Annotated in this window: 30 protein-coding genes; 22 read left to right on the top strand and 8 right to left on the bottom strand. The window is 42.9% G+C overall.

The window, feature by feature from the left end:
* On the bottom strand, positions 1-86 hold an 86-nt coding region (locus tag KTH89_RS16100; protein WP_330656708.1), incomplete at its 3' end, for a GTP-binding protein.
* A 602-nt stretch (positions 87-688) separates the two neighbouring features.
* Between KTH89_RS16100 and KTH89_RS16105 the strand changes: the two genes are divergently transcribed.
* Positions 689-1267: a hypothetical protein gene (locus tag KTH89_RS16105; RefSeq protein ID WP_238722374.1), complete on the top strand. Its 579-nt coding sequence runs from the start codon at positions 689-691 to the stop codon at positions 1265-1267.
* A 61-nt stretch (positions 1268-1328) separates the two neighbouring features.
* On the opposite strand, the gene KTH89_RS16110 is transcribed toward KTH89_RS16105, so the two are convergent.
* Together KTH89_RS16110 and KTH89_RS16115 are read right to left on the bottom strand one after the other, a co-directional pair.
* Positions 1329-1853 carry an ImmA/IrrE family metallo-endopeptidase gene (locus KTH89_RS16110; protein ID WP_238722375.1) on the bottom strand — a complete coding sequence of 175 codons (525 nt, stop codon included), beginning with the start codon at positions 1851-1853 and terminating at the stop codon, positions 1329-1331.
* A 79-nt stretch (positions 1854-1932) separates the two neighbouring features.
* Entirely contained in the window at positions 1933-2340 is a 408-nt protein-coding gene (locus tag KTH89_RS16115; RefSeq protein ID WP_238722376.1) for a helix-turn-helix domain-containing protein, read from the bottom strand.
* A gap of 197 nt (positions 2341-2537) precedes the next feature.
* Between KTH89_RS16115 and dinB the strand changes: the two genes are divergently transcribed.
* The 21 genes from dinB to KTH89_RS16215 all read left to right on the top strand — a co-directional run bounded on the left by dinB (position 2538) and on the right by KTH89_RS16215 (position 17673).
* Positions 2538-3773, top strand: a complete 1236-nt coding sequence (gene dinB / locus KTH89_RS16120) for a DNA polymerase IV (RefSeq protein WP_238722377.1) — start codon at positions 2538-2540, stop codon at positions 3771-3773.
* Between the two features lie 12 nt (positions 3774-3785).
* Positions 3786-4046, top strand: a complete 261-nt coding sequence (locus tag KTH89_RS16125) for a hypothetical protein (RefSeq protein ID WP_131779396.1) — start codon at positions 3786-3788, stop codon at positions 4044-4046.
* 259 nt (positions 4047-4305) lie between these two features.
* Positions 4306-4806, top strand: coding sequence for a hypothetical protein (locus KTH89_RS16130; RefSeq protein ID WP_238722378.1), 501 nt, complete (start codon positions 4306-4308; stop codon positions 4804-4806).
* Positions 4807-5156: 350 nt separating this feature from the next.
* Positions 5157-5696 carry an RNA polymerase sigma factor gene (locus tag KTH89_RS16135; RefSeq protein WP_238722379.1) on the top strand — a complete coding sequence of 180 codons (540 nt, stop codon included), beginning with the start codon at positions 5157-5159 and terminating at the stop codon, positions 5694-5696.
* Positions 5697-5783: 87 nt separating this feature from the next.
* Positions 5784-6365: a type II toxin-antitoxin system PemK/MazF family toxin gene (locus KTH89_RS16140; RefSeq protein ID WP_238722380.1), complete on the top strand. Its 582-nt coding sequence runs from the start codon at positions 5784-5786 to the stop codon at positions 6363-6365.
* Complete coding sequence (locus KTH89_RS16145; RefSeq protein ID WP_238722381.1) at positions 6358-6609, top strand: helix-turn-helix domain-containing protein; 252 nt, start codon at positions 6358-6360, stop codon at positions 6607-6609. The genes KTH89_RS16140 and KTH89_RS16145 overlap by 8 nt, the downstream gene beginning before the upstream one ends.
* An 86-nt stretch (positions 6610-6695) precedes the next feature.
* A complete protein-coding gene (locus KTH89_RS16150; RefSeq protein ID WP_238722382.1) occupies positions 6696-7142 on the top strand; it encodes a helix-turn-helix domain-containing protein in 447 nt (148 codons plus the stop codon).
* Positions 7111-7329 (top strand): helix-turn-helix domain-containing protein, encoded by a 219-nt coding sequence (locus KTH89_RS25240; protein WP_408639967.1) that lies wholly within the window; start codon positions 7111-7113, stop codon positions 7327-7329. Before KTH89_RS16150 ends, KTH89_RS25240 begins: the two co-directional genes overlap by 32 nt.
* 14 nt (positions 7330-7343) lie before the next feature.
* Entirely contained in the window at positions 7344-8729 is a 1386-nt protein-coding gene (locus KTH89_RS16155) for a site-specific integrase (RefSeq protein WP_238722383.1), read from the top strand.
* A gap of 125 nt (positions 8730-8854) precedes the next feature.
* Complete coding sequence (locus tag KTH89_RS16160) at positions 8855-9622, top strand: nucleoside phosphorylase (protein ID WP_002582179.1); 768 nt, start codon at positions 8855-8857, stop codon at positions 9620-9622.
* A 54-nt stretch (positions 9623-9676) separates the two neighbouring features.
* Positions 9677-10549, top strand: a complete 873-nt coding sequence (gene ant(6), locus KTH89_RS16165; RefSeq protein ID WP_002582178.1) for an aminoglycoside 6-adenylyltransferase — start codon at positions 9677-9679, stop codon at positions 10547-10549.
* A gap of 547 nt (positions 10550-11096) precedes the next feature.
* Positions 11097-11783, top strand: a complete 687-nt coding sequence (locus KTH89_RS16170; protein ID WP_238722384.1) for a hypothetical protein — start codon at positions 11097-11099, stop codon at positions 11781-11783.
* Positions 11780-12451 (top strand): response regulator transcription factor, encoded by a 672-nt coding sequence (locus KTH89_RS16175; RefSeq protein ID WP_238722385.1) that lies wholly within the window; start codon positions 11780-11782, stop codon positions 12449-12451. The genes KTH89_RS16170 and KTH89_RS16175 overlap by 4 nt, the downstream gene beginning before the upstream one ends.
* The gene (locus tag KTH89_RS16180) at positions 12448-13530 is read left to right on the top strand and encodes a HAMP domain-containing sensor histidine kinase (RefSeq protein WP_238722386.1); all 1083 of its coding nucleotides are present in this window, start codon (positions 12448-12450) and stop codon (positions 13528-13530) included. The genes KTH89_RS16175 and KTH89_RS16180 overlap by 4 nt, the downstream gene beginning before the upstream one ends.
* Positions 13531-13539: 9 nt before the next feature.
* Positions 13540-14070: a hypothetical protein gene (locus KTH89_RS16185; protein WP_238722387.1), complete on the top strand. Its 531-nt coding sequence runs from the start codon at positions 13540-13542 to the stop codon at positions 14068-14070.
* 160 nt (positions 14071-14230) lie between these two features.
* Complete coding sequence (locus KTH89_RS16190) at positions 14231-14584, top strand: hypothetical protein (RefSeq protein ID WP_238722388.1); 354 nt, start codon at positions 14231-14233, stop codon at positions 14582-14584.
* Between the two features lie 13 nt (positions 14585-14597).
* Positions 14598-15152: a hypothetical protein gene (locus KTH89_RS16195; protein WP_158345268.1), complete on the top strand. Its 555-nt coding sequence runs from the start codon at positions 14598-14600 to the stop codon at positions 15150-15152.
* Positions 15145-15240 (top strand): LPXTG cell wall anchor domain-containing protein, encoded by a 96-nt coding sequence (locus KTH89_RS16200; protein WP_158345271.1) that lies wholly within the window; start codon positions 15145-15147, stop codon positions 15238-15240. The genes KTH89_RS16195 and KTH89_RS16200 overlap by 8 nt, the downstream gene beginning before the upstream one ends.
* 203 nt (positions 15241-15443) lie before the next feature.
* A complete protein-coding gene (locus KTH89_RS16205) occupies positions 15444-16454 on the top strand; it encodes a zinc-dependent alcohol dehydrogenase (protein WP_238722389.1) in 1011 nt (336 codons plus the stop codon).
* Between the two features lie 153 nt (positions 16455-16607).
* Positions 16608-17177, top strand: a complete 570-nt coding sequence (locus tag KTH89_RS16210) for a putative ABC transporter permease (protein ID WP_158345275.1) — start codon at positions 16608-16610, stop codon at positions 17175-17177.
* A 1-nt stretch (position 17178) separates the two neighbouring features.
* Positions 17179-17673: a hypothetical protein gene (locus tag KTH89_RS16215; RefSeq protein ID WP_158345277.1), complete on the top strand. Its 495-nt coding sequence runs from the start codon at positions 17179-17181 to the stop codon at positions 17671-17673.
* A gap of 104 nt (positions 17674-17777) precedes the next feature.
* Here KTH89_RS16215 and KTH89_RS16220 read toward each other — a convergent pair whose 3' ends face one another.
* From KTH89_RS16220 to KTH89_RS16240, 5 genes are read right to left on the bottom strand one after another with little or no spacing between them, the layout of a single operon-like run.
* Positions 17778-19145, bottom strand: coding sequence for a sensor histidine kinase (locus tag KTH89_RS16220; protein ID WP_238722390.1), 1368 nt, complete (start codon positions 19143-19145; stop codon positions 17778-17780).
* Entirely contained in the window at positions 19136-19795 is a 660-nt protein-coding gene (locus tag KTH89_RS16225) for a response regulator transcription factor (protein ID WP_158345281.1), read from the bottom strand. Before KTH89_RS16225 ends, KTH89_RS16220 begins: the two co-directional genes overlap by 10 nt.
* A 42-nt stretch (positions 19796-19837) precedes the next feature.
* Complete coding sequence (locus tag KTH89_RS16230; RefSeq protein WP_238722391.1) at positions 19838-20584, bottom strand: lantibiotic immunity ABC transporter MutG family permease subunit; 747 nt, start codon at positions 20582-20584, stop codon at positions 19838-19840.
* Entirely contained in the window at positions 20577-21308 is a 732-nt protein-coding gene (locus KTH89_RS16235; RefSeq protein WP_238722392.1) for a lantibiotic immunity ABC transporter MutE/EpiE family permease subunit, read from the bottom strand. Before KTH89_RS16235 ends, KTH89_RS16230 begins: the two co-directional genes overlap by 8 nt.
* The gene (locus KTH89_RS16240; protein WP_238722425.1) at positions 21308-22012 is read right to left on the bottom strand and encodes a lantibiotic protection ABC transporter ATP-binding protein; all 705 of its coding nucleotides are present in this window, start codon (positions 22010-22012) and stop codon (positions 21308-21310) included. The genes KTH89_RS16235 and KTH89_RS16240 overlap by 1 nt, the downstream gene beginning before the upstream one ends.
* Positions 22013-22055 lie beyond the last annotated feature (43 nt).

A 22055-nucleotide genomic window follows, 5' to 3' on the forward strand; every position in this document is an offset into this window, starting at 1 on the left:
GCTCCGCTGGCATATAGCAGGCTCTCCGTCAAGGTCGTCTTTCCAGCGTCTACATGGGCAAGAATTCCAATATTGATTATTTTCATGTGATTGTCCTCCTTTTACAGCCCTAAAGGGCATAAAAATCCCCAGCAGTAAAATACTTTTACCACTGGGGATTATAATTTGCGGACATACACATATACAGCATACACCTATTTGTGATTGCTGTTTTTTGGGATATGTCAAAATTGATAAGGCAAAAGTATTCTTAAATTGGGTACAAAAACCAAGCCCCCGTGAAAGGGACTATCATAATTCTTTGTTCCCACTATTTGATTATAGTTTTATTTAAGAATACCTTGCCGCATATTTTTTTACTCCTTTTCTGGAATGAAACTATTATATCACATCAGCTTTAGGAAAGCAAGTACCTAAAAGAAATTTTTCTTCCTCTTATATGTTAACAATCATACCGGCTTCTTGGCGTTCAGAATAGTTTCTGCTGTTTGCTGTGGTGTTTGGTTGGAATTGTCCAACCAAAAGCTGATCCGGGGTGTTGTCTGCATTTTACTAAATACAAATTCAATGTATACAGAAAGATATAAGGAGTGGGAGGGATTCCGCCGTAGTTGGCATTGTAGGAAAATCCAAAAGTTTAGATTTTCCCACAATGCTTATCTTTTGGTCTTTGGTTCGGAATAGTGTAGTGCTGGCGGTCTATCTCTTGTTTTCGGTTGCTTGCTTCCTTACCGTACATGAGCATTCATTGTGCGCTTGCAGCATAAAAAATGAATCAAACAATTCTGAAAATTACGAATATACCGATGTAATCTATTCGCTTTACTATTATTTCAAACAAGATACGAATGATATATTAAGAATATTGTCATCAGATAATTTGAACGAGCAAGCGTCAGAGCTAAAAGAAAAAGTAAATGAAGTCAACTGGGTTGTTTCTGCTTTACTTACTTCTTTGGAAACATTACAGGATGATACGATAATTACAGATTCTAATGAAGAAGATGCAAAAGAGAATATAACTGGAATCACATCTCTAATTGACGAAAATCTTTCTGATTTATATGATGATGAGAATTCTTCTGCTCTTGTTGATCAATTTAATAAAACATTATTGGCAAACATTAAATATGTAATTGAATTGAGATTTCAAATTCTTGATATAATAATACTAGACAATATGCCGTCTCAAAATCTTCTTGGTTTGGATGATCTTAAAGCAGAATATGCTTGCGAAGTAAAAGAATATATCACAATCAATCGATAACAAACTATATTATATGTGAAAAGATAATAAGACCGTCTACTCTCTTTTTGAGCAGGCGGTCTTATCTATTGTATTTGAGAAAGTCATTACAGTGTTCTTGCGGTCTGAGCCTATATCCTTGTGATATGAGCGTATCCGCCTTCAAAGCCACAAGGTTTATATCCGAGTTCAATGCTCTTGCAATCTGCTGAGTGTCGTAACCTCTCTCAGCCAGCTCAAGAAAATCATCGTCGGGTAAAGCAACTTGAGAAGCAAAAATGTTTGCTTCATATTCCATACGGTTGTCCTGCATTTCAAAGATATTAAATTCTTCAAAGCCGCCTGTCCGGGTGGCTTCTTCTCTGTGCAGCGTGTCGTGTCCGAGTTCGTGCAGCAGGACAATGTTCTCCATAACCGGATGCAGATTGTCTTTGATGAACATAAAGCGATTTCGCATGATAACCTTATATGCGCCTCGCTGTTTGGAAAACGGCAAATACATTACCTCTATTCCGAGTTCTCTCGCAATGCGCTTTGGATCACGGGTGCCGCATTGAGCAACAATCCGATTTGCCTTTTGCACTATTTCGGAATTACAAACATACATTGATTCTCACCCCTTTCATACCTTCCTACACTACCTTCCTACACTAATCCTATCAAAAGATATGTCCCATAAAACGGACTTACTCTTCGGAACGGTATTTCTTTGGGGTGTATTTTTTATTTTTTTCTTTCGCAATCCAATAAGCATCCTGGATTGCTTTCATCATCACATCCATATCTTCCTGTGCCATTTCACCGCCTGCAAACAAGCCGGTTACTTCCTCGGTGAGCTGCTGAGCCTGCTTTGCACCTCTGGAGCCGTATTTCTCTGCGGCTTGTGCAACAAGCATATCGCCATTTCCAAGAAGCTGATCTGTTGTTACATTGAGAGCTTTTGCGAGCTTTTCTGCCGCATCTAAACGAGGACGAGATGTTCCGTACTCATATCTCTGTATCATACGAGAGGAAACACCTGAAATCTTTGCGAGCTGCTCTTGTGTTAATTTGCTTTTTTCTCTCAATTCTTTAAGTCTCTCGTTGAATTTCATAATCATACCCCTTCGTCTTAAAATTTGAAAATTTTGAAACACGACATTTATTTCGTAATTTCATATTGACACGACATTAGTGGCGTGCTATAATCTAAAACACAGAAACGACATTAGTGTCGTGTCTATATATTACAACACGACATTTCGTTTGTCAAGTGGTTTTGCAAAAAATTCAGGAAGTGAGGCGAAAAAAGTTGAACCGTTCCATATTGCATTGTGATATGAACAATTTTTATGCAAGCGTCGAATGTATGCTTGATCCTTCTTTAAGAAAATATCCGGTTGCAGTTTGCGGTTCTGTCGAAGAACGACACGGCATTGTCCTTGCAAAGAACTATGCGGCAAAATCTTTTGATGTGAAAACAGGCGATGCCGTATGGCAGGCAAAGCAAAAATGCAAAGATTTGGTGGTCGTTCCTCCTCATTACGAAGAATACATTAAGTATTCAAAACTGGCACGGAATGTTTACAGCCGATATACAGACCAAGTGGAACCGTATGGTATGGACGAGTGCTGGCTTGATATTAGCGGCACAGAGCATATCTTTGGCTCACCTGAAAAGGTGGCAAACGAGATACGGGAAACGATTAAGTTTGAACTCGGCTTGACTATCTCTGTCGGAGTGTCTTTCAATAAGATATTTGCCAAATTAGGCTCGGATATGAAAAAACCTGATGCCGTAACAGTAATCCCACCGGACACCTTCAGGGAAAAGATTTGGGGACTCCCCGCAGCGGATTTGCTCGGTGTAGGTCGAGCAACGCAGCGTGTATTAGATAGCTACTGCATAAAGACCATTGGTGATTTAGCAAAGACCGATCCCGATTTCTTGAAGCGGAAGCTCGGTAAGAACGGAACCGCCTTGTGGCAATATGCAAACGGTAATGACCACTCCCGTGTTACCAAAACTGATTTTGTTTCGCCAATTAAAAGTGTAGGACACGGAATTACCACCGTAAAAGATTTAGAGAAAAATGAGCAGGTGTGGCCCGTTTTTCTCGAATTAACCCAAGACATCGGACACAAGCTCCGTGTCCATCAGAAGTGTGCGGATGGAGTCGCTATTCACATACGGGACAACACGCTTTTCTCAAAACAATGGCAAACGAAGTTGGATATGCCTACACAGTCCCCGATGCTCATTGCAAAGGCTGCTTTCAGCTTATTTGAGAAAAGATACGACTGGAAAAATCCAATTCGCTCTGTCACGATTCAGGCTATCAATTTGGTGCCACAGGACACGCCCCGACAGATTGATTTGTTTATGAATGTGGAGAGAATTGAGAAATTGGAAAAGCTCGATTTGTGTATTGAAACAATCCGACAGAGGTTCGGCAAGGACAGCATTAAAAACGGTGTCCTATTTCAAAATCTTAGGATGCCGCCTGAAAGGGCGGAAATCACAATGCCGACCGGAATGTTGAGTTAGGATAATTAGGCAATGGAAGAACGCAGAAAAGTATATGTGGAGGTAAGAGCAAGACATTTGATTGATGGAACTTGCCGACCTGAAACCATTAAGTTTGAAAATGACGAGGTTTACGAAATCGACCGTGTGAAGCAATGCTGTCGAGCTGCTTCTACTAAAGTCGGCGGTACGGGACTTCGGTATACTGTGATGATTTGCGGTAAGGAAACCTATCTCTTTGATGAAGAAAACGGGAAGTGGTTTGTTGAGGGTAAAAGCAGAGTTGCCACTTGATAATAGCTTAATACTCTGATTTTACAAAACCTCAGCAAAGGTACAAAGCAACTTGATGAGGTGATGTAATTGAAATATGATACTTGGACTCCGGTTCCTATGTTTTGCGCAAACTGCGGACATCTAAACTATGGATACCGGAATGAAAACGGAATAATCAAATATGAGTGCAAGAACTGTAAAGCAGTTTCAGTCAGAAAGCAGAAAGGTCGAAGGCACGATACAATAGACTTATATGCTCCCGTAGGGCAAGTACGATATGAGTGAGGTAGAAAAAATGGCTTACTATGATTTGAAAACGAATGAGATTTGGGCGGAGTCGAACATTGACAGATTCCACGACGAACATATTGAGATTGACGAAGTGATAGCTCCGTTAATCCGAGAATTGAACATTAAGGGCTACAAAACAAAGTTCTGCTGTTCAGGACATCCCTTCTATTCTTTATGCGAAGCTATGGTCGATTCCGAAGAAACGGCAAAAGCGTTTGTAGGCTTGATCGGCACAGAAAGAACAGAAAATCCAAGAGTACCGGTCAGGGCTTTATATGTTACGCAGGATAATGACTTCTATATAACTTTTGAAGAAAATGAGCAAAAAGCTATCGTCCTTGCTCTGCCGGACGGCTTTGAGTGGGACGATGAAAGAACCATAAGATACACTTACAACAACTATGAGTTTTATGCTTTTCTTGCGGAACGGGCAAAGGCGGCAAAAGCTCTGCACGATTGGGCGATACAGTTGCCGCCCGTCGCTTAAATAATTCAAAACTGAATAACGGCGAAACGACGGTAAGGTTGAGATGAAACAGGCTGCGTAATTCCTTATCAGGTCACTTGCTTTGATAACACTTCGGTCAGTTAATCCAGACCTGCGAAAAGCAAACATGAGAGGCTGCCGACAGGACAGATAGCCACAGGCTAATTCTGTCTTGCCGGTGGCTTTTTGTTTTCGGCAGATGACTGAACAGCGAGGAACTTCCGGCTGAGAAATCAGAAAGGAAGCTCTTTTTATGTTGAACAACTGGCTTTGTTACATAGCTGAATACCCGTGATCTCCGAATTTTGAGTTGTCAACCAAAAATTCAAAATTCAAAGGAGATTACGATAATGAATAACAGCACAAACCTTACACTTGATGAGCAGTTCGATAAGGATTGCAAAATTATCAAGTTGAAATACGAATATCCCGGATATACAGGCGAGGAAAAGTGGGCAATTATAACCGGACTAACCGAAGAAGAACTGAACGAAAAATACGCAGAAAAAACAGCTTCTCTTAGACCGTTTATCGTTCTTGATCTCGCTTTCGGAAAAGCTCGTACAAAGTTTATTAACAACGAAAATAAGCACTATATGCGGGGAGTCAGGAGCATAGAACCATTTGATTATGATGATGAATTGCTGACAGCACACCACCCGGAACTTGTTGTAGATAATTTTGAAGAAACCTTCCTGCGCAATGAAACCTGTCAGAAGGTTCGTTCTGCATTGGCAACACTTCAGGAGGTGCAAAAGGAACGAGTGATTAAATACTTTTTCGATGGTAAAAGCACACACGAAATAGCACTGGAGGAAGGTGTATCACACCAAGCGGTATCACAGTCGATTGCTGTTGCTCTGAAAAAATTGAAAAATATTTTGAAATAGACTTGCCACACGCCTGCTCTCAGTGGGAATTAGTGAAGGGACTGATTATTGTAATCCCTTCTAATAAATCATTGAGAGGTATTACAAATGCAGAAAAAAGATTTATCCAAAATCAAATGGGGCGAGATTTACACTTGTGATCTCGGCAAAATGAAGGGTTCAGTTCAATGCGGTGTACGCCCCATATTGGTGGTGCAGACCAATAAACTGAACGGTAGCAGTCCTACGGTCGTAGTGGCAGTTATTACATCGGTTCGTAAAAGAGAAGATATTGCTTCTCATATTCCGTTGGAAACGGATTGTGGACTCAACGAGCCGTCAATGGTAATGCTTGAGCAGATAAGAACTATCGACAAAGCAGAAGAACTGATTTCTTTTATCGGAAGAATTGAGGACGGCGAAACGATCGCCAAAATCAAAGACGGTATCCGTTATCAGTTCCAACTTATGAGAAAGAGAAAGCCTATCCGCACGGGATATATTCTCAGCCTTTGTCCGAAGTGCCGTGCAGAGTTCTTCAGCGTACCGGAGAACATTCTTAGACGAGTAGATCCTTTGCAGGTCGAAAAAGAGCCTTGCGATAAGTGTCAGGTTGGCTACGGATACGATTACTTAATCACGAAGCGTACCAAACGACCTAACAATGGTGGAGGTGGTTTAGATGTTTGAAGATAAAGTTGCCGACTTAAATCGACAGACTACGACACATCCCCCTTCCTATGAGAAGCGAACCTACACCGTTTCGGAAATTCAGGATATTCTCGGTATAGGTAGAAACGCCGCATACGCTATCGTAAAAAAAGGTTATTTCAGCACGGTCCGTATCGGTGGCATTATCCGTATTTCAAAAAGGAGTTTTGATGCTTGGCTTGATGAAAAGAGTAAATCTTGTCAAGTATGCGATGACACCTAATCGCATCATTAACAAAACTTCCGATTTTGAGTACCATATAGCCAAGCAAAGCAGCTTGGCTATATGGCTCAGAAAAAGGAGGTTCAATGATGAGCAAAACAAGTATGTCTGTAATGGAGATGGGCAGATCTCTCGGCTTATGCAAAACAGAGTCGTATTGGCTTGTTCATAAGGAACAGTTTGAAACACGGCTTGTCGCAGGCAAAATGCGAGTAATGATAGAGAGCTTCGAGAAATGGTATGCAAACCAACTTCATTATAAGAAGGTCAACGGCGAAATGCCCGGTACGGAACTACTCAAAAGGACTATGACCGTTCCGACAATGGCATCGCTCTTGGGTATCAGAGAAGCGACCGCTTATGAACTGATACACAGATTACATTTCAGGTCTGTTAAGACCGAATACAGCAGCCAAAGGTTGCTGATCGACAAAGCCACTTTCTATGAATGGCTTGAAAATCAAACTCACTACAAGATAGTCGAGGGAAAGGAGAACTTCTATGATAGAGAAGAATTGTCAGAAGCTCAATGAGAAGAACGGCGTTCCCAAAGGCAAAAAGAGTTATAACCTCTCGGAGATAATGGCTATTCTCGGTATCTGTCGTTCTTCTGCTACAAAACTTATCAGGACAAATCAGTTTCGTAGTGTGCGTATCGGTAGAGAGGTTAGAGTTCTCAAGTCAGACTTTGATGCTTGGCTTGACAGTAATACGAAGTAAGGAGGAAGTGCAGTATGGCATCCATAGTAAAAAGAAAAAACAAATTCTCTGTCGTTTATACCTACACGGATGACAAGGGCGATAAGCGACAAAAATGGGAAACCTTTGCGACCAACGCTGAAGCCAAAAGACGTAAAGCGGAAGTCGAGTTCCAACAAGAGTCAGGTACTCTTGTTATTCCTGAAGCAAAGACCGTAAAGGAATTGCTTGAAGATTACACTTCGATTTACGGAGTGAACACTTGGGCAATGTCTACCTATGAAGCAAGACGAAGCCTGATTTTCAATTACATTAACCCGATTTTAGGAGATGTGAAGCTCTCCGACCTGAACACCCGAATGATGGAAAAGTATTATCAGAACTTGCTCAAGGTTAAATCGAGGGTGGTAAACAACCGCAAGCCGAATACGGAGTATCTGTCTTGCCACACAGTTCGAGAGGTTCACAAACTGCTCCGTAGTGCTTTTAATCAGGCGGTTAAATGGGAGCTGATGACAAAGAACCCTTGTGTCAATGCAACGCTCCCACAAGAGGAACACAAGGCTCGTGATATTTGGGATGTTCCCACTCTCTTTAAGGCTCTTGAGCTTTGCGATGACGATATATTAAGACTTGCTATTAACCTTGCTTTCTCTTGTTCCTTGCGAGTTGGTGAAATGCTTGGACTGACTTGGGACTGTGTTGAGATCTCCGATGCAAGCATAACAAACGGCACGGCGTTTATATTCGTCAATAAAGAACTTCAACGAGTAAACCGTGATGCACTTGAGAAATTGAATGAGAAAGGGATCATACTCAAGTTTCCGGCTTTCTTTGCAAGGACAAACACCGCCTTAGTTCTCAAAGAGCCTAAAACAAAGACAAGTACCCGAAAAGTATTCCTACCTAAGACGGTGGCAGAAATGCTCAAAGAACGTTATCAGGAAATTCAGGAATACAAGGAATTGTTCGGTGACGAGTTCCAAGATTTCAATCTCGTATTCTGTAATGCAAATGGCAGACCGATGGAGAGCCAAATCATCACCCGTGCCTTGCAGAAACTAATCAAAGACAACGACCTACCGCCCGTAGTTTTCCATAGCTTGCGACATTCAAGTATTACCTACAAGTTGAAGCTCAACGGCGGTGATATAAAGTCTGTTCAGGGCGATTCCGGTCACGCACAAGTAAAGATGGTTACTGATGTGTATTCTCACATCATAGACGAGGACAGACGGCTCAATGCACAAAGGTTTGAAGAAACCTTCTACCAAAAGAAAAACCCGTCAGAGGTCAATGGAGCGACCGTAGAGCCGAAGAAAGAGCCGCAAGGCATAACCGAAGAAGCAATGCTTAACTATATGGTTCAGAACCCTGACTTCTTACAGAAGTTCAAAGTCCTGCTCGGTGTTGGAAACTAAATACAAAGCATAACGGCAAGATCACAAAATGGTCTTGCCGTTTTCTTTTCGCTTTAATGTGTAGAATTTTTCATATTTATGTGGTATAATCAATTAGCTAAATAAGAATTTGACGGAGAGATAGTATGGCTATTATTAAAAACGAAATACCGATTTTGGAGTTTGATACAGAGCAGACAGCAGTTCTTAATCCCACTCATGAAAATCTTGGTTTGAACTTACCCAAGAAATGTGTGTTCGCATTTCTTGGTGCTTACATAGATGAATATGCCAGTAAAAGTGATACCAAACAGGTATCCACTTTTGAGAGTGCAACGAAGCATTATCCCATTTACATCACCAAATACAAGGGTGAGGACATTGTGCTTTGTCAAGCACCCGTTGGTGCGGCAGCAGCCACACAGATACTTGATTGGCTGATTGGTTATGGTGTAAGAGAGGTAATCTCGGCAGGTAGTTGCGGTGCTCTGGAAAAGTTCCCCGAAAGTACATTCCTCGTACCAAACAAGGCTCTGCGTGATGAGGGAACATCTTATCACTATGCGCCCCCTTCTCGATTTGTGGAAATCAGCGAGAAGGCAAGAAAAGCAATTGAAGAAACCATTCTTGAGCATAGTATGAAATATCAGGAGGTTATAACCTGGTCAACGGATGGATTTTTCCGTGAAACCAAAGAAAAGGTGGCTTATCGCAAAAGTGAAGGCTGTGCAGTTGTAGAAATGGAATGTTCTGCTCTGGCGGCCTGTGCTGATTTCAGAGGGGCAACCTGGGGTATGATACTTTATACCGCAGACAGTCTTGCAGATGTTGACAAATACGACGAAAGAAACTGGGGCGGTAATGCATACGAATATGCACTTACGCTCTGCCTTGATGCGGTTATCAAATTATAAGAACAGTTAGAATCAATCTTTTTTTTGTGATATAATTTTATTGAGGTGAATGAAATGAGGACTGAAAAAGAAATATACGATTTAGTTTTGAATTTTGCTTTTCAAGATGAGAGAATTAGAATTGTAACTCTTGAGGGGTCTCGCACTAATGTTAATATACCAAAAGACAATCTTCAAGATTATGATATTACTTTTTTTGTTATAGATATGGGAGAATTTTTGAAAAGCGATGACTGGCTTAGTGTTTTTGGTAACAGAATTATGATGCAAAAACCTGAAGATATGGAATTATTTCCTCCAGAAGAAAAAGGATTTTCTTATATAATGCTTTTTGATGATGGTGTAAAGATTGATTTAACTTTGTTACCTGTTTCAATGCTTGAGGAGTATCTTACTCGCGATAAACTTGTAAAAATCATGTTAGATAAAGATAATATGATTAAAACAGAAATAGTTCCCACAGATGAAGATTATTACATTAAGTGTCCAACAGAAAGAAAGTTTGATGACTGTTGTAACGAATTTTGGAATGTTGCAACATATGTATCCAAGGGCTTACTTCGTGGTGAAATACTATTTGCAATAGACCATATGAATGAAGTATTACGTCATGAGCTTCTTAGGATGATTAGTTGGTATGTCGGTACTGAAAAAGGATTTAATTTCAGTTTGGGTAAAAACTATAAATTTTTAGATAAGCATATTTCAAAAGAATTGTGGGATAACTTACTAAATACATATTCAATGAGTTCGTATGAAGAAATGTGGAAATCGTTTGATTTGTGTCTATGTTTGTTCAAAAAAATATCTAAAAAAGTGGCAGATTCACTTGGTTATAATTATCCTGATTATGATGAAAACGTTACAAAATATTTGGAAACACAAAAGAGAATTTCAAATAAATATCTTTATGGTAATAGGTATTGACAAATTCCAATTTAGCGAAGTGAGTAAAATAAATAAAACTCGGTAACAGACCGAGGTACAAGCGATTAAATAAAGGCATCTTGTGGGAATATAACCGTTTCCCTAAATCCGACCCCCTTGCTAATTCCCATCTAATGAAACGGTCGAAAACGGGGTAAAATTAGCAGTAATTCCATAACACAGCTTAACACTCAAAGTGCGAAAAAGCCTTGAAAATACGGGATTATCGGGTACAGGAAGTGACTCTACAACCGAGTTTCGAGGTCACTCCTAAGCGGTAGGTCGGGTGTTCGAATCACCTCGGGAACGCCAGTAAGCAACGCCGAAAGCCTTGATTTATCAGGGGTTTCGGCTTTTTTGTTTCTGGACGGAGGGAGAACGGCTGAACTAAATCACAATGAGGTCAACGCCACATATTTATTTATGGCGGGAAGCTATCTTACCATTCACGGTACTTTGTAATTAATAATTTTGAAACAAAACTCAAACACGAGGCAAACAAATATCTGATATGTTATATAAAAAATGGCAGATTGGGGGTGGATATATGCCAAAAAGGATACGGTCAATCCGTGATACCCATAAATTCGTCATTGAAAAGGTCGGGAAAAATAAAAGCTGGTCTCTGCACATTACCGGTGCATCCTGCATGGGAAATCTTTTTGTAGGTATGGGGAAATTAGTCATGGGAATCATGTCCCTGTCTTTTTTTACCTGTGTCAGTGCTTTTTATACATTTGGAATGGTGGTTGCAAAAATCTGTCTGCTTAAAGGCTTGATTCAGGAAAATGCACAGGAAAAGCAATACCGATATTACAAATTATCTGGTATGATATTGATTGTGGCGAGTGTGCTGTATGTGATTTATTCCACCCGGCTTTTATGGCATCCAATGGTCAGCCATTATGACATATATATTGGACTTGGGATTGCCGCCTTTGCCTTTACAGAGCTTGGATTAAACATTCGAGGGGTTATCGTGGAGCGTCATAACCATACGTTACTGTTCCACGCAATCAGAATGATAAATCTGGCTTCCTCTCTGATCTGCCTTGTATTGACACAGACAGCCATACTATCTTTTACCCATGATACTATGCCGGATTATGATCCGTCTGTCTCAAATGGGCTGATGGGGATTTTAATGGGAATAGCAGCAACTTTGATTGGCTGCATCATGTTGTGGCGTGTCCAAAGAATAAAACGAAAACAGGAAACGGAGAAAAACGAATGATACACATTCTGGTGGTTGATGATGACTGTAAGCTGAACCAAACAGTCTGTAATTATTTAAATGACTGCGGCTTTCAAGCAAAAGGCGTTTTGGACGCTGAGGCTGCTTATGATGAAATGTATAACAATTTATACGAGCTTATTATATCGGATATTATGATGCCCGAAATTGATGGGTTTGAGTTTGCACAGACAGTGCGGCAGCTCAATAAAAACATCCCCATTTTATTCATGTCTGCCAAGGATGATATACCCTCCAAGCAGAAAGGTTTTCAGTTAGGCATTGATGATTACATGGTGAAGCCGATTGAACTGGCTGAACTGGAAATGCGAGTGCGGGCGCTCTTAAGGCGGGCGAATATAGAAATGGAGCGCAGGCTGGTGGTGGGCAATCTGGAACTGGATGCAGATGGCATGACAGCGGAAGTCGGCGGCGAGGAAATCATGGTAACTACAAGGGAATTTAATATCTTATATAAGCTGCTCTCTTATCCCAAAAAGACATTTTCCCGCGCCCAGCTTATGGATGAATTTTGGGGACTGGAAAGTGAAACCAGCCTAAGAGCGGTGGATGTTTACATCACAAAGCTGCGGGATAAATTTTCTGTCTGTGATGGCTTTGAAATTAAAACCGTGCGCGGACTTGGTTATAAGGCGGTACTATTATGAGGGAAAAGAAACAGTTTGCAGACCGGCGTGTGAAGAAAAAACTCTTTCCGATTTCAACCTTTATTTCCGTTTTCTTCGCTTTTGCTGTGTTTACTACCATTCAAATGAAAATATTGGGAAAGTCTATTGATGCTACCAATATACCAAAATCAAATGAAATTGCTATTTTTGTGGTTTGGCTTTTATCAGCGGCAGCTTTTACGCTGTGGACAAATATCCAGATTACAAGGCATTATCAAAAACCTATTGAGGAATTTTCGGAGGCTGCCCGTAAAGTGGCATCAGGTGATTTCTCAGTTTATCTTGCCCCGCACCACACGGCCGATAAATCCACGCATCTGGATGTACTATTTGCGGATTTTGATAAAATGGTGGAAGAACTGGGAAGTATTGAAACACTGAAAACGGATTTTTTCTCGAATGTGTCGCATGAAATAAAAACTCCCCTTGCGGTAATCCAGAATAATGCAGAGCTCCTGCAAAAAGACAGCCTGACAGATGAACAGCGCAAGGAATATGCAGAAACAATCCGCCATGCGACAAAGCGGCTTTCTAATCTCATTACAAATATGCTGAAGCTGAACAAGCTGGAAAAGCAGGCAATACAGCCGCAGCCACAAATTTATGATGTCTGCGAACAGCTTTGCTCCTGCGCCCTCCAATTTGAGGATATGTGGGAGGATAAAGGGATAGAATTTATAGCAGAAATAGAAGATTGCGCCAAAATAGAAGCGGATGCGGAACTGATGGATTTAGTATGGACGAATCTGCTCTCCAACGCACTTAAATTTACTCCAAAGGGAGGAACCATTACGCTGCTCCAAACCTCAGAGCCGGAGGAAGTTATGATATCTATAAAAGATACCGGATGTGGCATAGATGAGGAAACCCTGCGCCATATTTTTGATAAGTTTTATCAGGGAGATACCTCCCACTCTACGGAGGGCAACGGTCTTGGCCTTGCTCTTGTTCAGCGTATTTTACAGTTATCTGATGGCAGTATCACAGTAGACAGCACAGAGGGGAAAGGCTCGACCTTTACTGTCCGATTGCCGGTATCCTATCGCAAGGAGGTTTGATGAAGAATCATGCAGGTTGAAAAAGGAAAAAAACCCTTTGTCGGATATGAATATAAAAAAATTACGGTAAATAAAAATGCGGTGTCTATGTATCTGGACTGTTACAAAAACTTCGGCTGGTTCACCGATGAAAATGTAGCAAATGAAAGTGGAAATTCTCAGATAACGGTACAGATGAAGCGAGATCGGAAGCTCATAAACAGAGTGGAGCTGACACGCTTGCAGAAACATTTTGAGGCTTGTGCAAACGAGATAGAAACTCTGGAAAAATCTAAGACTTCCACTGCGGCTGTGTGTGCGCTCGTTGTTGGAGTGATTGGCACTGGATTTATGGCTGGTTCCACCTTTGCCGTAACACATGAACCGCCCGTTATATGGCTGTGTGCCGTGCTTGCCGTGCCTGGTTTTGCAGGGTGGCTGCTTCCTTATTTTCTATACCGTTTCATGATCCGGAAACGGACGAAAAAAGTGTTCCCTCTCATCGAAGCAAAGCGGGAGGAAATATACGAAATATGTGAGAAAGGACATTCTCTTTTATGAAAATGCTTGATAGATGTGCCGATGCTCCGATTGGAGTGTCGGTGCTTTTTTTATTTCAGATTAATATTATGCAAACAATACTCAAGCAATACCGAAACAAAAGCCAGATATACTAAAGGCATAGTCAGAGATAAAAAATCAAAAAAAGGAGAATAAAATTATGAGTAACTTTAACGCAAACGAGCAGGATCAAAAGAAAGCGGAAAGCATCCGCCGCCAGTACATTTCCCGTGAGGACAACAAAATGGAACAGCTCCAAAAACTGGATAACAAAGTGAAAGCACCGGGTAAGGTAATTGCCGGCATCCTCGGTATCATTGGCGCCTTGGTCATGGGGGCAGGAATGGCACTAGTCATGGTATGGGGCAACATGACAATGGGGCTGGCTTTAAGCATCCCCGGCCTAATTGTGGCACTGCTGGCAATTCCGATTTATGCCCTGATTACAGCCAGCCGTAAAAAGAAATATGCATTTGAAATTATGCGGCTGAGCGACAGCCTGATGCACCAATAAGGAGGGCAAAATTATGCAAGAAAACAGTTTTATCGGTTATGAATATCAGGAGGTATCTGTCAAACGCAGCATGGCCTCCGTATATGCTGATGGATATAGTAATTTTGGCTGGCAGATGGATGGTACGACAGAGCAGCCAGGTAAAATGGATTCTATTTCTATGAAGTTTAAGCGTGACCGTAAAATCCGCAACAAGGCGGAACTTACAAGACTTCAACGCAATTTCGATTCATGCGTATCGGAAATTTTAACGCTGGAATCCTCCAAATATATTATGGCCTCTGTGGTAGCTTATGCTGTGGGGATTATTGGTACAGCTTTTATGGCAGGCTCCGTGTTTTCCATTACCGCCAATATGCTCATTCCATGCATTATCCTTGCTATTCCCGCTTTTACAGGTTGGGTGCTTCCCTATTTCCTCTACCGGGGCATTATGAAGAAAAAAGCATCGCAGGTTACACCGCTGATTGACCAAAAGTACGATGAACTTTACGCGGTATGTGAAAAAGCAAATGGCCTTTTGGACGGCACTGACAAATTAAGAAAGGACGGAGATATAGATGAATAAAGTGATGATTTCTATTGCTGCCGCAGGCGCATTGATCGCTGCAGGCATAGCGCTTCTGGTACATCGTAAACACAAGACTGATTACTAGAGTATCGACAATATTCTAAGCAAAAATAAAACAGGAGAAAGGGTGTCAATAAATTTCTTTACCAAAACGGGTGGATTGGTAATAGGTGTCGCATGGGCGTTTGAAGCAATCCACTTTCCGTATGCTCTGTTTTGAGTGTGGTTGCTTTGAAAAAGAATGATGTGTGATAGATACAAAGAGTGAATACATGGAAAGGACGATTTATGAGAGCTGCAATTTATAATGGTCAAAAAAACATTTTATTATCGGAGCTTCCAACCCCTGTTGCGGGTGATAATGATATTGTTGTACGCAATATCTTTTCCAGCATCTGCGGAACGGATGTGGCAGTGTACCAGCACGGCCCTAACACCGGACATCGTGTGACACTGGGCGGTGAATTTGGGCATGAAATGGTGTCAGAGGTAGTGGAAGTCGGCAAGAATGTAAAAGGGCTTCATTTGGGGGATCGGGTATATCCCTACCCCCGCCTTGCAAAAGGCGATACAAAGCGCGCGGGTACGGTAGGCGGTTTCTCGGAGTATGTGTTGATTCCAAATGCAAAATTGAATAAACAGGTTTACGATATACCGGATCAGATTTCCTCTAAAACGGCCTGCCTGATTGAGCCTTTTACTGTGGGCTGGCGCGCGGCACGGCGCTCGGAACCGAAAAGCGGTGAAAGTGCTGTTGTTTTTGGTGCGGGAACCATTGGTATTGCCGCAGCTATTGCGCTTAAAAGCTTCGGATGCAGTCAGGTGATGGTCTGTGACTATTCGGATTTCCGCCTTGAAAAAGCAAAGGCATTGGGTTTTACCGTCTGCAATAATGGGACAGAGGACTTGCGGGAAACAGCAAAAGCGTATTTTGGAGAGGCTCCCTGTTTGACGGGAGCCACCGCTGATGTGGATATTTATATTGATGCGGCGGGCGCCGAATCGATCCTGGAACTGTATCAATCTATGGGGAAGTTCGAGAGCCGCATGGTTGTGGTTGCCGTTTTGGCTGGAAAGCGCCTGGTGGATATTTTGAATATGACCTTTGCACAACACGCACTCATCGGTTCCGGCGGCTATTTTCCGGTGGATGTGGATGACGTGATTACAATGATGGTCAGCCATAAGTGGGACATAGAAAGTATCATCACACATGATTTTTCATGGGAGGATTTGCCGAAGGCGATTGAAAAAGCATCCTGTGTCAATGAAGCGCTTAATGTGGTGATTCATTACTGACAGTGAGACATAAGCCTTGGACAGTCGGTGCGAACCGACTGTCTTTTTTTGCGTACAATAGCCAATTAATAATACATAAACAGAATATAAGCAAAACTCAAATATTGAAATGTTATCCTTTTCTCAGATCAAATAGAGAAAGAGGAAAATAAAATGAAAAAGATTAACAACAATATTTGTTATTTGATAATCTTATTTTTTACCGGAAGTATGATTGGTTGGTTTTTGGAAATAATTGCTTTCAAAAGCTCACATAGTAATTTTACTTGGGTTGAGATTATCTTGAATCTACGTGGTGTTTTGCACGGCCCTTGGGTGCCTATTTACGGCTTTGGTTTTGTATTACTCGTTTTACTTGGGCAGAAATTGAAAAAACGGCCTGCTGTGCTTTTCTTAGGGAATGTTGTGGTCTGTGGTCTTTTAGAATATGTCACCTCCTTTGCTCTGGAATTGATTTTTCATGCTCGGTGGTGGGATTACAGTACAAAGTTTCTGAATCTTAATGGGCGTATTTATGTTGGAGGACTGCTGCTTTTTGGTTTGGCTGGCATGATTGCCGTCTATATCATAGAACCGTGGATGCGTTCCCGGATCGTGCGTATCCGACCTCAAATAAAAGTAATTCTTGTTACTTTTCTGGTCATTGCTTTTTGTATGGATACCTTTGTTGCATTACAGTCTCCCAATCTTGGAATTGGAGTATCGATTACGGGGGTGAGATAGCATGAGGACGATTACGGTTTTACTAACAAAATATTCGGATTGGATTTCCACACTTGTTTATCATATTGGAGGCCACGGCTATACCCATGCATCGTTGTCGTTGGACGAATATGAGAATACATATTACAGCTTTAATTACCGTGGATTTTGTGTGGAGACATTAGAAAAGCATCGCCATCGTGGAGTAAAAAAAAGTTTAAGTTACCAGTTAAGTGTTTCTGACGAAACCTATGAAGAAATGAAAAAGAACATTGAACAATTCAAATCTCATAGGACAGAATATCAATACACAAGAATAGGCGTGGCTTTCTGCGCATTAAGAATACCGTTTAAATGGAAAAAGCACTATTTCTGTTCCCAGTTTGTAGCAGAAATGTTGGCGGTTTCCGGTGCTGTTAAACTGAAGAACAAGCCGCAGTTATATCTCCCTAATCATTTTACCCGTGAATTACGGGAAAGCAGCCAGCTTTTATCCACACATTATAATTTGGTGTAAATTAATAATTTAAAACTTGTCATGTCTGACCGTTACACCGGTAATGCATAGGGATGTGTGCTGATTTTTCTGTCTTTTTGGAATGGAATTGGATATTAGATAAATCACGAAACACAAGGAATTTGTATCGTTACCATGGCGCCGCCCGTAAGCTCTGAATTCTCTAAAATAAGTTGCCCATGGTGTTTCTGAACAATACAAGCGGCTACATACAGGCCGATCCCATAATGGGACTGGGTGCTCCGGCTGCCATCATCCATAAAAAACTGTTCCGTTGCGTGCTTTAACGCCTGACGGGTAAATCCATTTCCGCTGTCTGTGATAACAAAAACGAGGTTTTCATTTTCTTCTTTTGTCTCCAGGCGGACAGTTTCGCCCCGCGGCGTATGTTCTACCGCATTTGAGAGTACATTGACCAGCGCCCTCATCAATAAATCGTGATTTGCCGTGATAGACCGGGGATGCCGCCCGCAATCCCAATGCAGCGTGATATGATTCATCATGCACAACCCGTCAATTTGATTCTTGAGCTCCTGCAAAAAGCGGTCAACGAAAACCTGCCGGATACAAAGCGGTTCACTGTCAGTTGACTTTGTGACTTCGATCAGGGTTTGCACATAACTCTGCATCTGCAAGGAGCTGCTTTCAATATAGTCCGCACATTCCTTTTGTTCGGCGGAAAGGGGGGCGTCCAACAGCAATTCCGCATTGCCGCGAATGATGGTGAGAGGCGTTTTCAAATCATGCGCCAGCGCAGAGAGCTGGTCCTGGCGCGCCTTGTCGGCCTGCCATTGCTTCATGAGTGAGCGCTTCAGGGCAAGCTTCATATGATCGAGTGCGTCCAACGCCCGGTCAATTTCAAACAGCTTGCTTTTTTCGATTTCAAAATCCAAATCCTGCTGCTCAATTTTTTGTACGGCAGCCAGTAGTTTATCAATCCTTTTGCTGAGATATTTTCCAAACATAAAAGAGACGGCGACCAGGATAAACAGGATTTCCAGAAAAATCACGGCAATCAGGACTAAATCTGCAAGCGGGAAGATGCTTCGCAGGGAGGGATTGCTGAATTGTGCCGCCGTGCGGTATCTCAAAATCAAGATTTCACCATGAAGTTCCCGATTGATAACAGAGTAAAGGTACGGGGGATCGCCGGTCTGCCCGTTTTCCATGCAGATTTTCCAAAGAAAGCTGTTGTCCTCCGGTTCAATCGAACCGCTCAAACGCTGTCCGTCGGCTGTGAATAAGGCATAATCGCAGAGAAGCGGAATATCGGAGGGAAGGATCTGCCGGGTGGATTGCAGCATATCTTTTGAGCTTTCTATTGCGGCGCTGATCCGGTTCAAGGGAACCACTGCGCCTGTTTCCACACCAAAGAGATAAACCGCCACATTGACGCCGATCACAAGCAGGACCGCCAGAGCAAGAAGCAGAACATAACGCATAAATACCGAATGCAGCTTTTTTACACCCATTTATAACCCACCCCCCATACCGTTTCGATCGGAGCCATATTGCAGGCAGCCAGTTTTCCCCGAATATTTTTAATATGAGTAGAAATCACGCTGCTGTCGCTTTCGCCGTCAAAACCGAAAACAGCTTCGTAAATCTGCTCCCTTGTGAAGGTCTGCCCGTGGTGGAGCGCAAGATATTCGCATATTTCGTATTCGCTTTTAGTGAACAGCAGCTTTTTACCCTGCGCCTCTGCTTCTTTGGCATTGAGCTGAAACACAATGCCGGAAACGGTAAAGGCATTTTTCTTTTCCCTTGTATCACGCCGCAGGTGGGCGTTTACTCTGGCACGGAGTTCTGCTGTGCCAAACGACTTGCTCATATAATCGTCAGCTCCAAGGCCCAGGCCCCGCACGATATCATTTTCCTGTGTTTTTGCCGTTAAAAAGATAATAGGACAATCCGCACGGGAACGAATCCTGCGGCAAAGCTCAAATCCGTCCAGTCCGGGCATCATAATATCCAACAGGATCAGATCATATTTAGAAAAATCCATGTCAGGCACAGTGTTTGCATCAAAGACCAGCTTCACCAGATGCCGGTCCTTTTCCAACACCCGCCGGATCAGCTGAAGCATAGCCTGATCATCGTCCACTACCAGAATACGTGCCATTGTTCCACCCCCGTCTATAATATTGGTAATTACCTCCGGCCTTTAATCTGTGCTTGTACCGCTGTAGCGGAAAAACCAAAGCATCATGATACCTATCATAACACAGGTAGCAGAAATACAGAAAATAATCCCGATATGTAGTTCGAAACTGCTTCCCGCCGGCAGCTGGAACATCTTAGTTAAAGTGCTTTCTGCAAACCGGATGCCCAGTCCATAAGGGATCAGATACCAAACACCGGTCCCCAATCCGGTCTGGAGCAGAGCGGACAATAGACTTCCAACCACGCCGACACTGATTCCAAGATTTGGTCCAAAGCGAAAGGCCAGGATCAGATGCAGCCCATATAAAAGGAGATTGCTGCTCCATAGGACGGCGGGGACGGTAATGAAAAATTCCGACGGAAGCCGTGCCCCTGTAAGTAAGGGAAATAGGTTCCCAAACAGCACGGTGCTCAGAGCTGTGGATAGCAGACCGGACGAAATCAAAACGGTAAATTTTGAAAAGATAGCCTTTCCGCGGCTGGGCAGAGTCAGCATATTCTGCGAATGTCCGGCATGCTTTTCCTGCTCCGCGGTCATCTGGCATACAACCGAAACGACAAAAGGATAAGCCAGGGCGATGATCTGCAAAAAGGCTGCCAGTTTGTACAGATCTTTGCTATTGGAGATCTTCGCGTAGAGCAGCATGAGGACCGCGCCGCAGACTGGAAAAATAAAATGTACCGGAAAGAACCAGGAATGCCTCAGTTTATAAAGGTCGCTTCTGAAATAACGGAAATACTCATGCACATCCTCCGCCTCCTTTTCGAAACAGTTTGGAACTGCAAAGGTAAACCAGCAGCGCCAGCAAGAGGCTGACTGCCAGAGCCGGTAATACAGGGCCTTTAAAGAGCAAAGGAGAGCTATTATTAAGCGGGAGACCGTTATGGTGTATCTTGAAGAACGGACATACGATGCGGGCAGGGATCGCATAGGGGTTCAGCAGGAACCAGGCTTTTTCCGTACCGAAAGCAGACAAAAGCACACTGGCCGCGGCTGCTCCAAATACGGCCGGAAGGTATCCCATAAAACCAGCCAACAGCATGATAAAAGGGATCTGCCATAAATAGGTCAGGAAAAGAAGCATGCAGCCAATGAGGCCATCCGGCGGTGACACCGCCGTTCCCGCGAGAAGTCCCATAACCGTGGTGATAAGCCAAAGAAGCAGATGCATACCAAAGAGCATGATGGCCAGGGTAAGTGTCTTTCCCAGCCATATTTTATCAAATCGAACCGGGAGGCAGACTACATTCTGCATGCCGGTATTTTTTTCGCGGACGATCATGCCGGCCGCCCACATCGCAACGACCACCGGCAGGAGGATGGTGTACCACCAGTTATAGGTGGAAAGCTGTGCAAAGCTGCCGCTTAACAGATATCCCAGCAGTGCCGCAGTCAGAGGGGCCGTAAAAACCAGCTTCATGGAAAATGTATGACGCATTTTCAGTAATTCGGATTGGATGATACCGGACATCAGTCATTCCCCCTTACCGGCCCCGCCACGGCCTTCATAAAAATGCGTTCCAAATCGGTATCTTTATTTATTTCGCTTTCATAGCCCAGTTTCCCATTAGAAATAATGCCGATATCATCGGCGGTCTGTTCCACCTCGGACAAGATATGGCTGGACAGGATTACTGTGATCCCCTGCGCCGGGAAAGAGCGGATCAGCCCGCGCAGATCCTGAATCCCGATAGGGTCCAACCCATTGGTCGGTTCATCCAGGATCAGCAGCTTCGGGTTCGATAGCAAAGCAAGGGCGATACCAAGCCGCTGTTTCATGCCCAGGGAAAAATGCCCGGCTTTCTTTTTTCCTGTATTCCTAAGATGCACAACTTCCAGTACTTCATCAATGCGGGAGGACGCAAGACCTAACGCCAGCGTTCTTGCCTTCAAATTTTCGTGCGCGGTCAAATTCTCATACAGCGGCGGGGTTTCAATGAGGGCGCCGATCTCTTTCAGATCCCCCCGGCTCCATGAGTGACCGTTAAATACAATGCGCCCGGAGGTGGGGTGCATAATTCCTGTGACCATTTTCAAAATGGTAGACTTTCCCGCCCCGTTCGGGCCAAGCAGACCGTAGACGGAATTTTTTTTGATGTGAAGCGATACTTTGTTCACGGCTATCTGGCTTTTGAAACTCTTGCAGAGATCCGCGGTTTCTAAAATCATATCCATGGTATCAAAATCCTTTCTTGTGGTTGATAGCCACAGAATACCG

Origin of the sequence: Diplocloster agilis (genome assembly GCF_019042275.1) — a bacterium.
GTDB classification, from domain to species: domain Bacteria; phylum Bacillota; class Clostridia; order Lachnospirales; family Lachnospiraceae; genus Diplocloster; species Diplocloster agilis.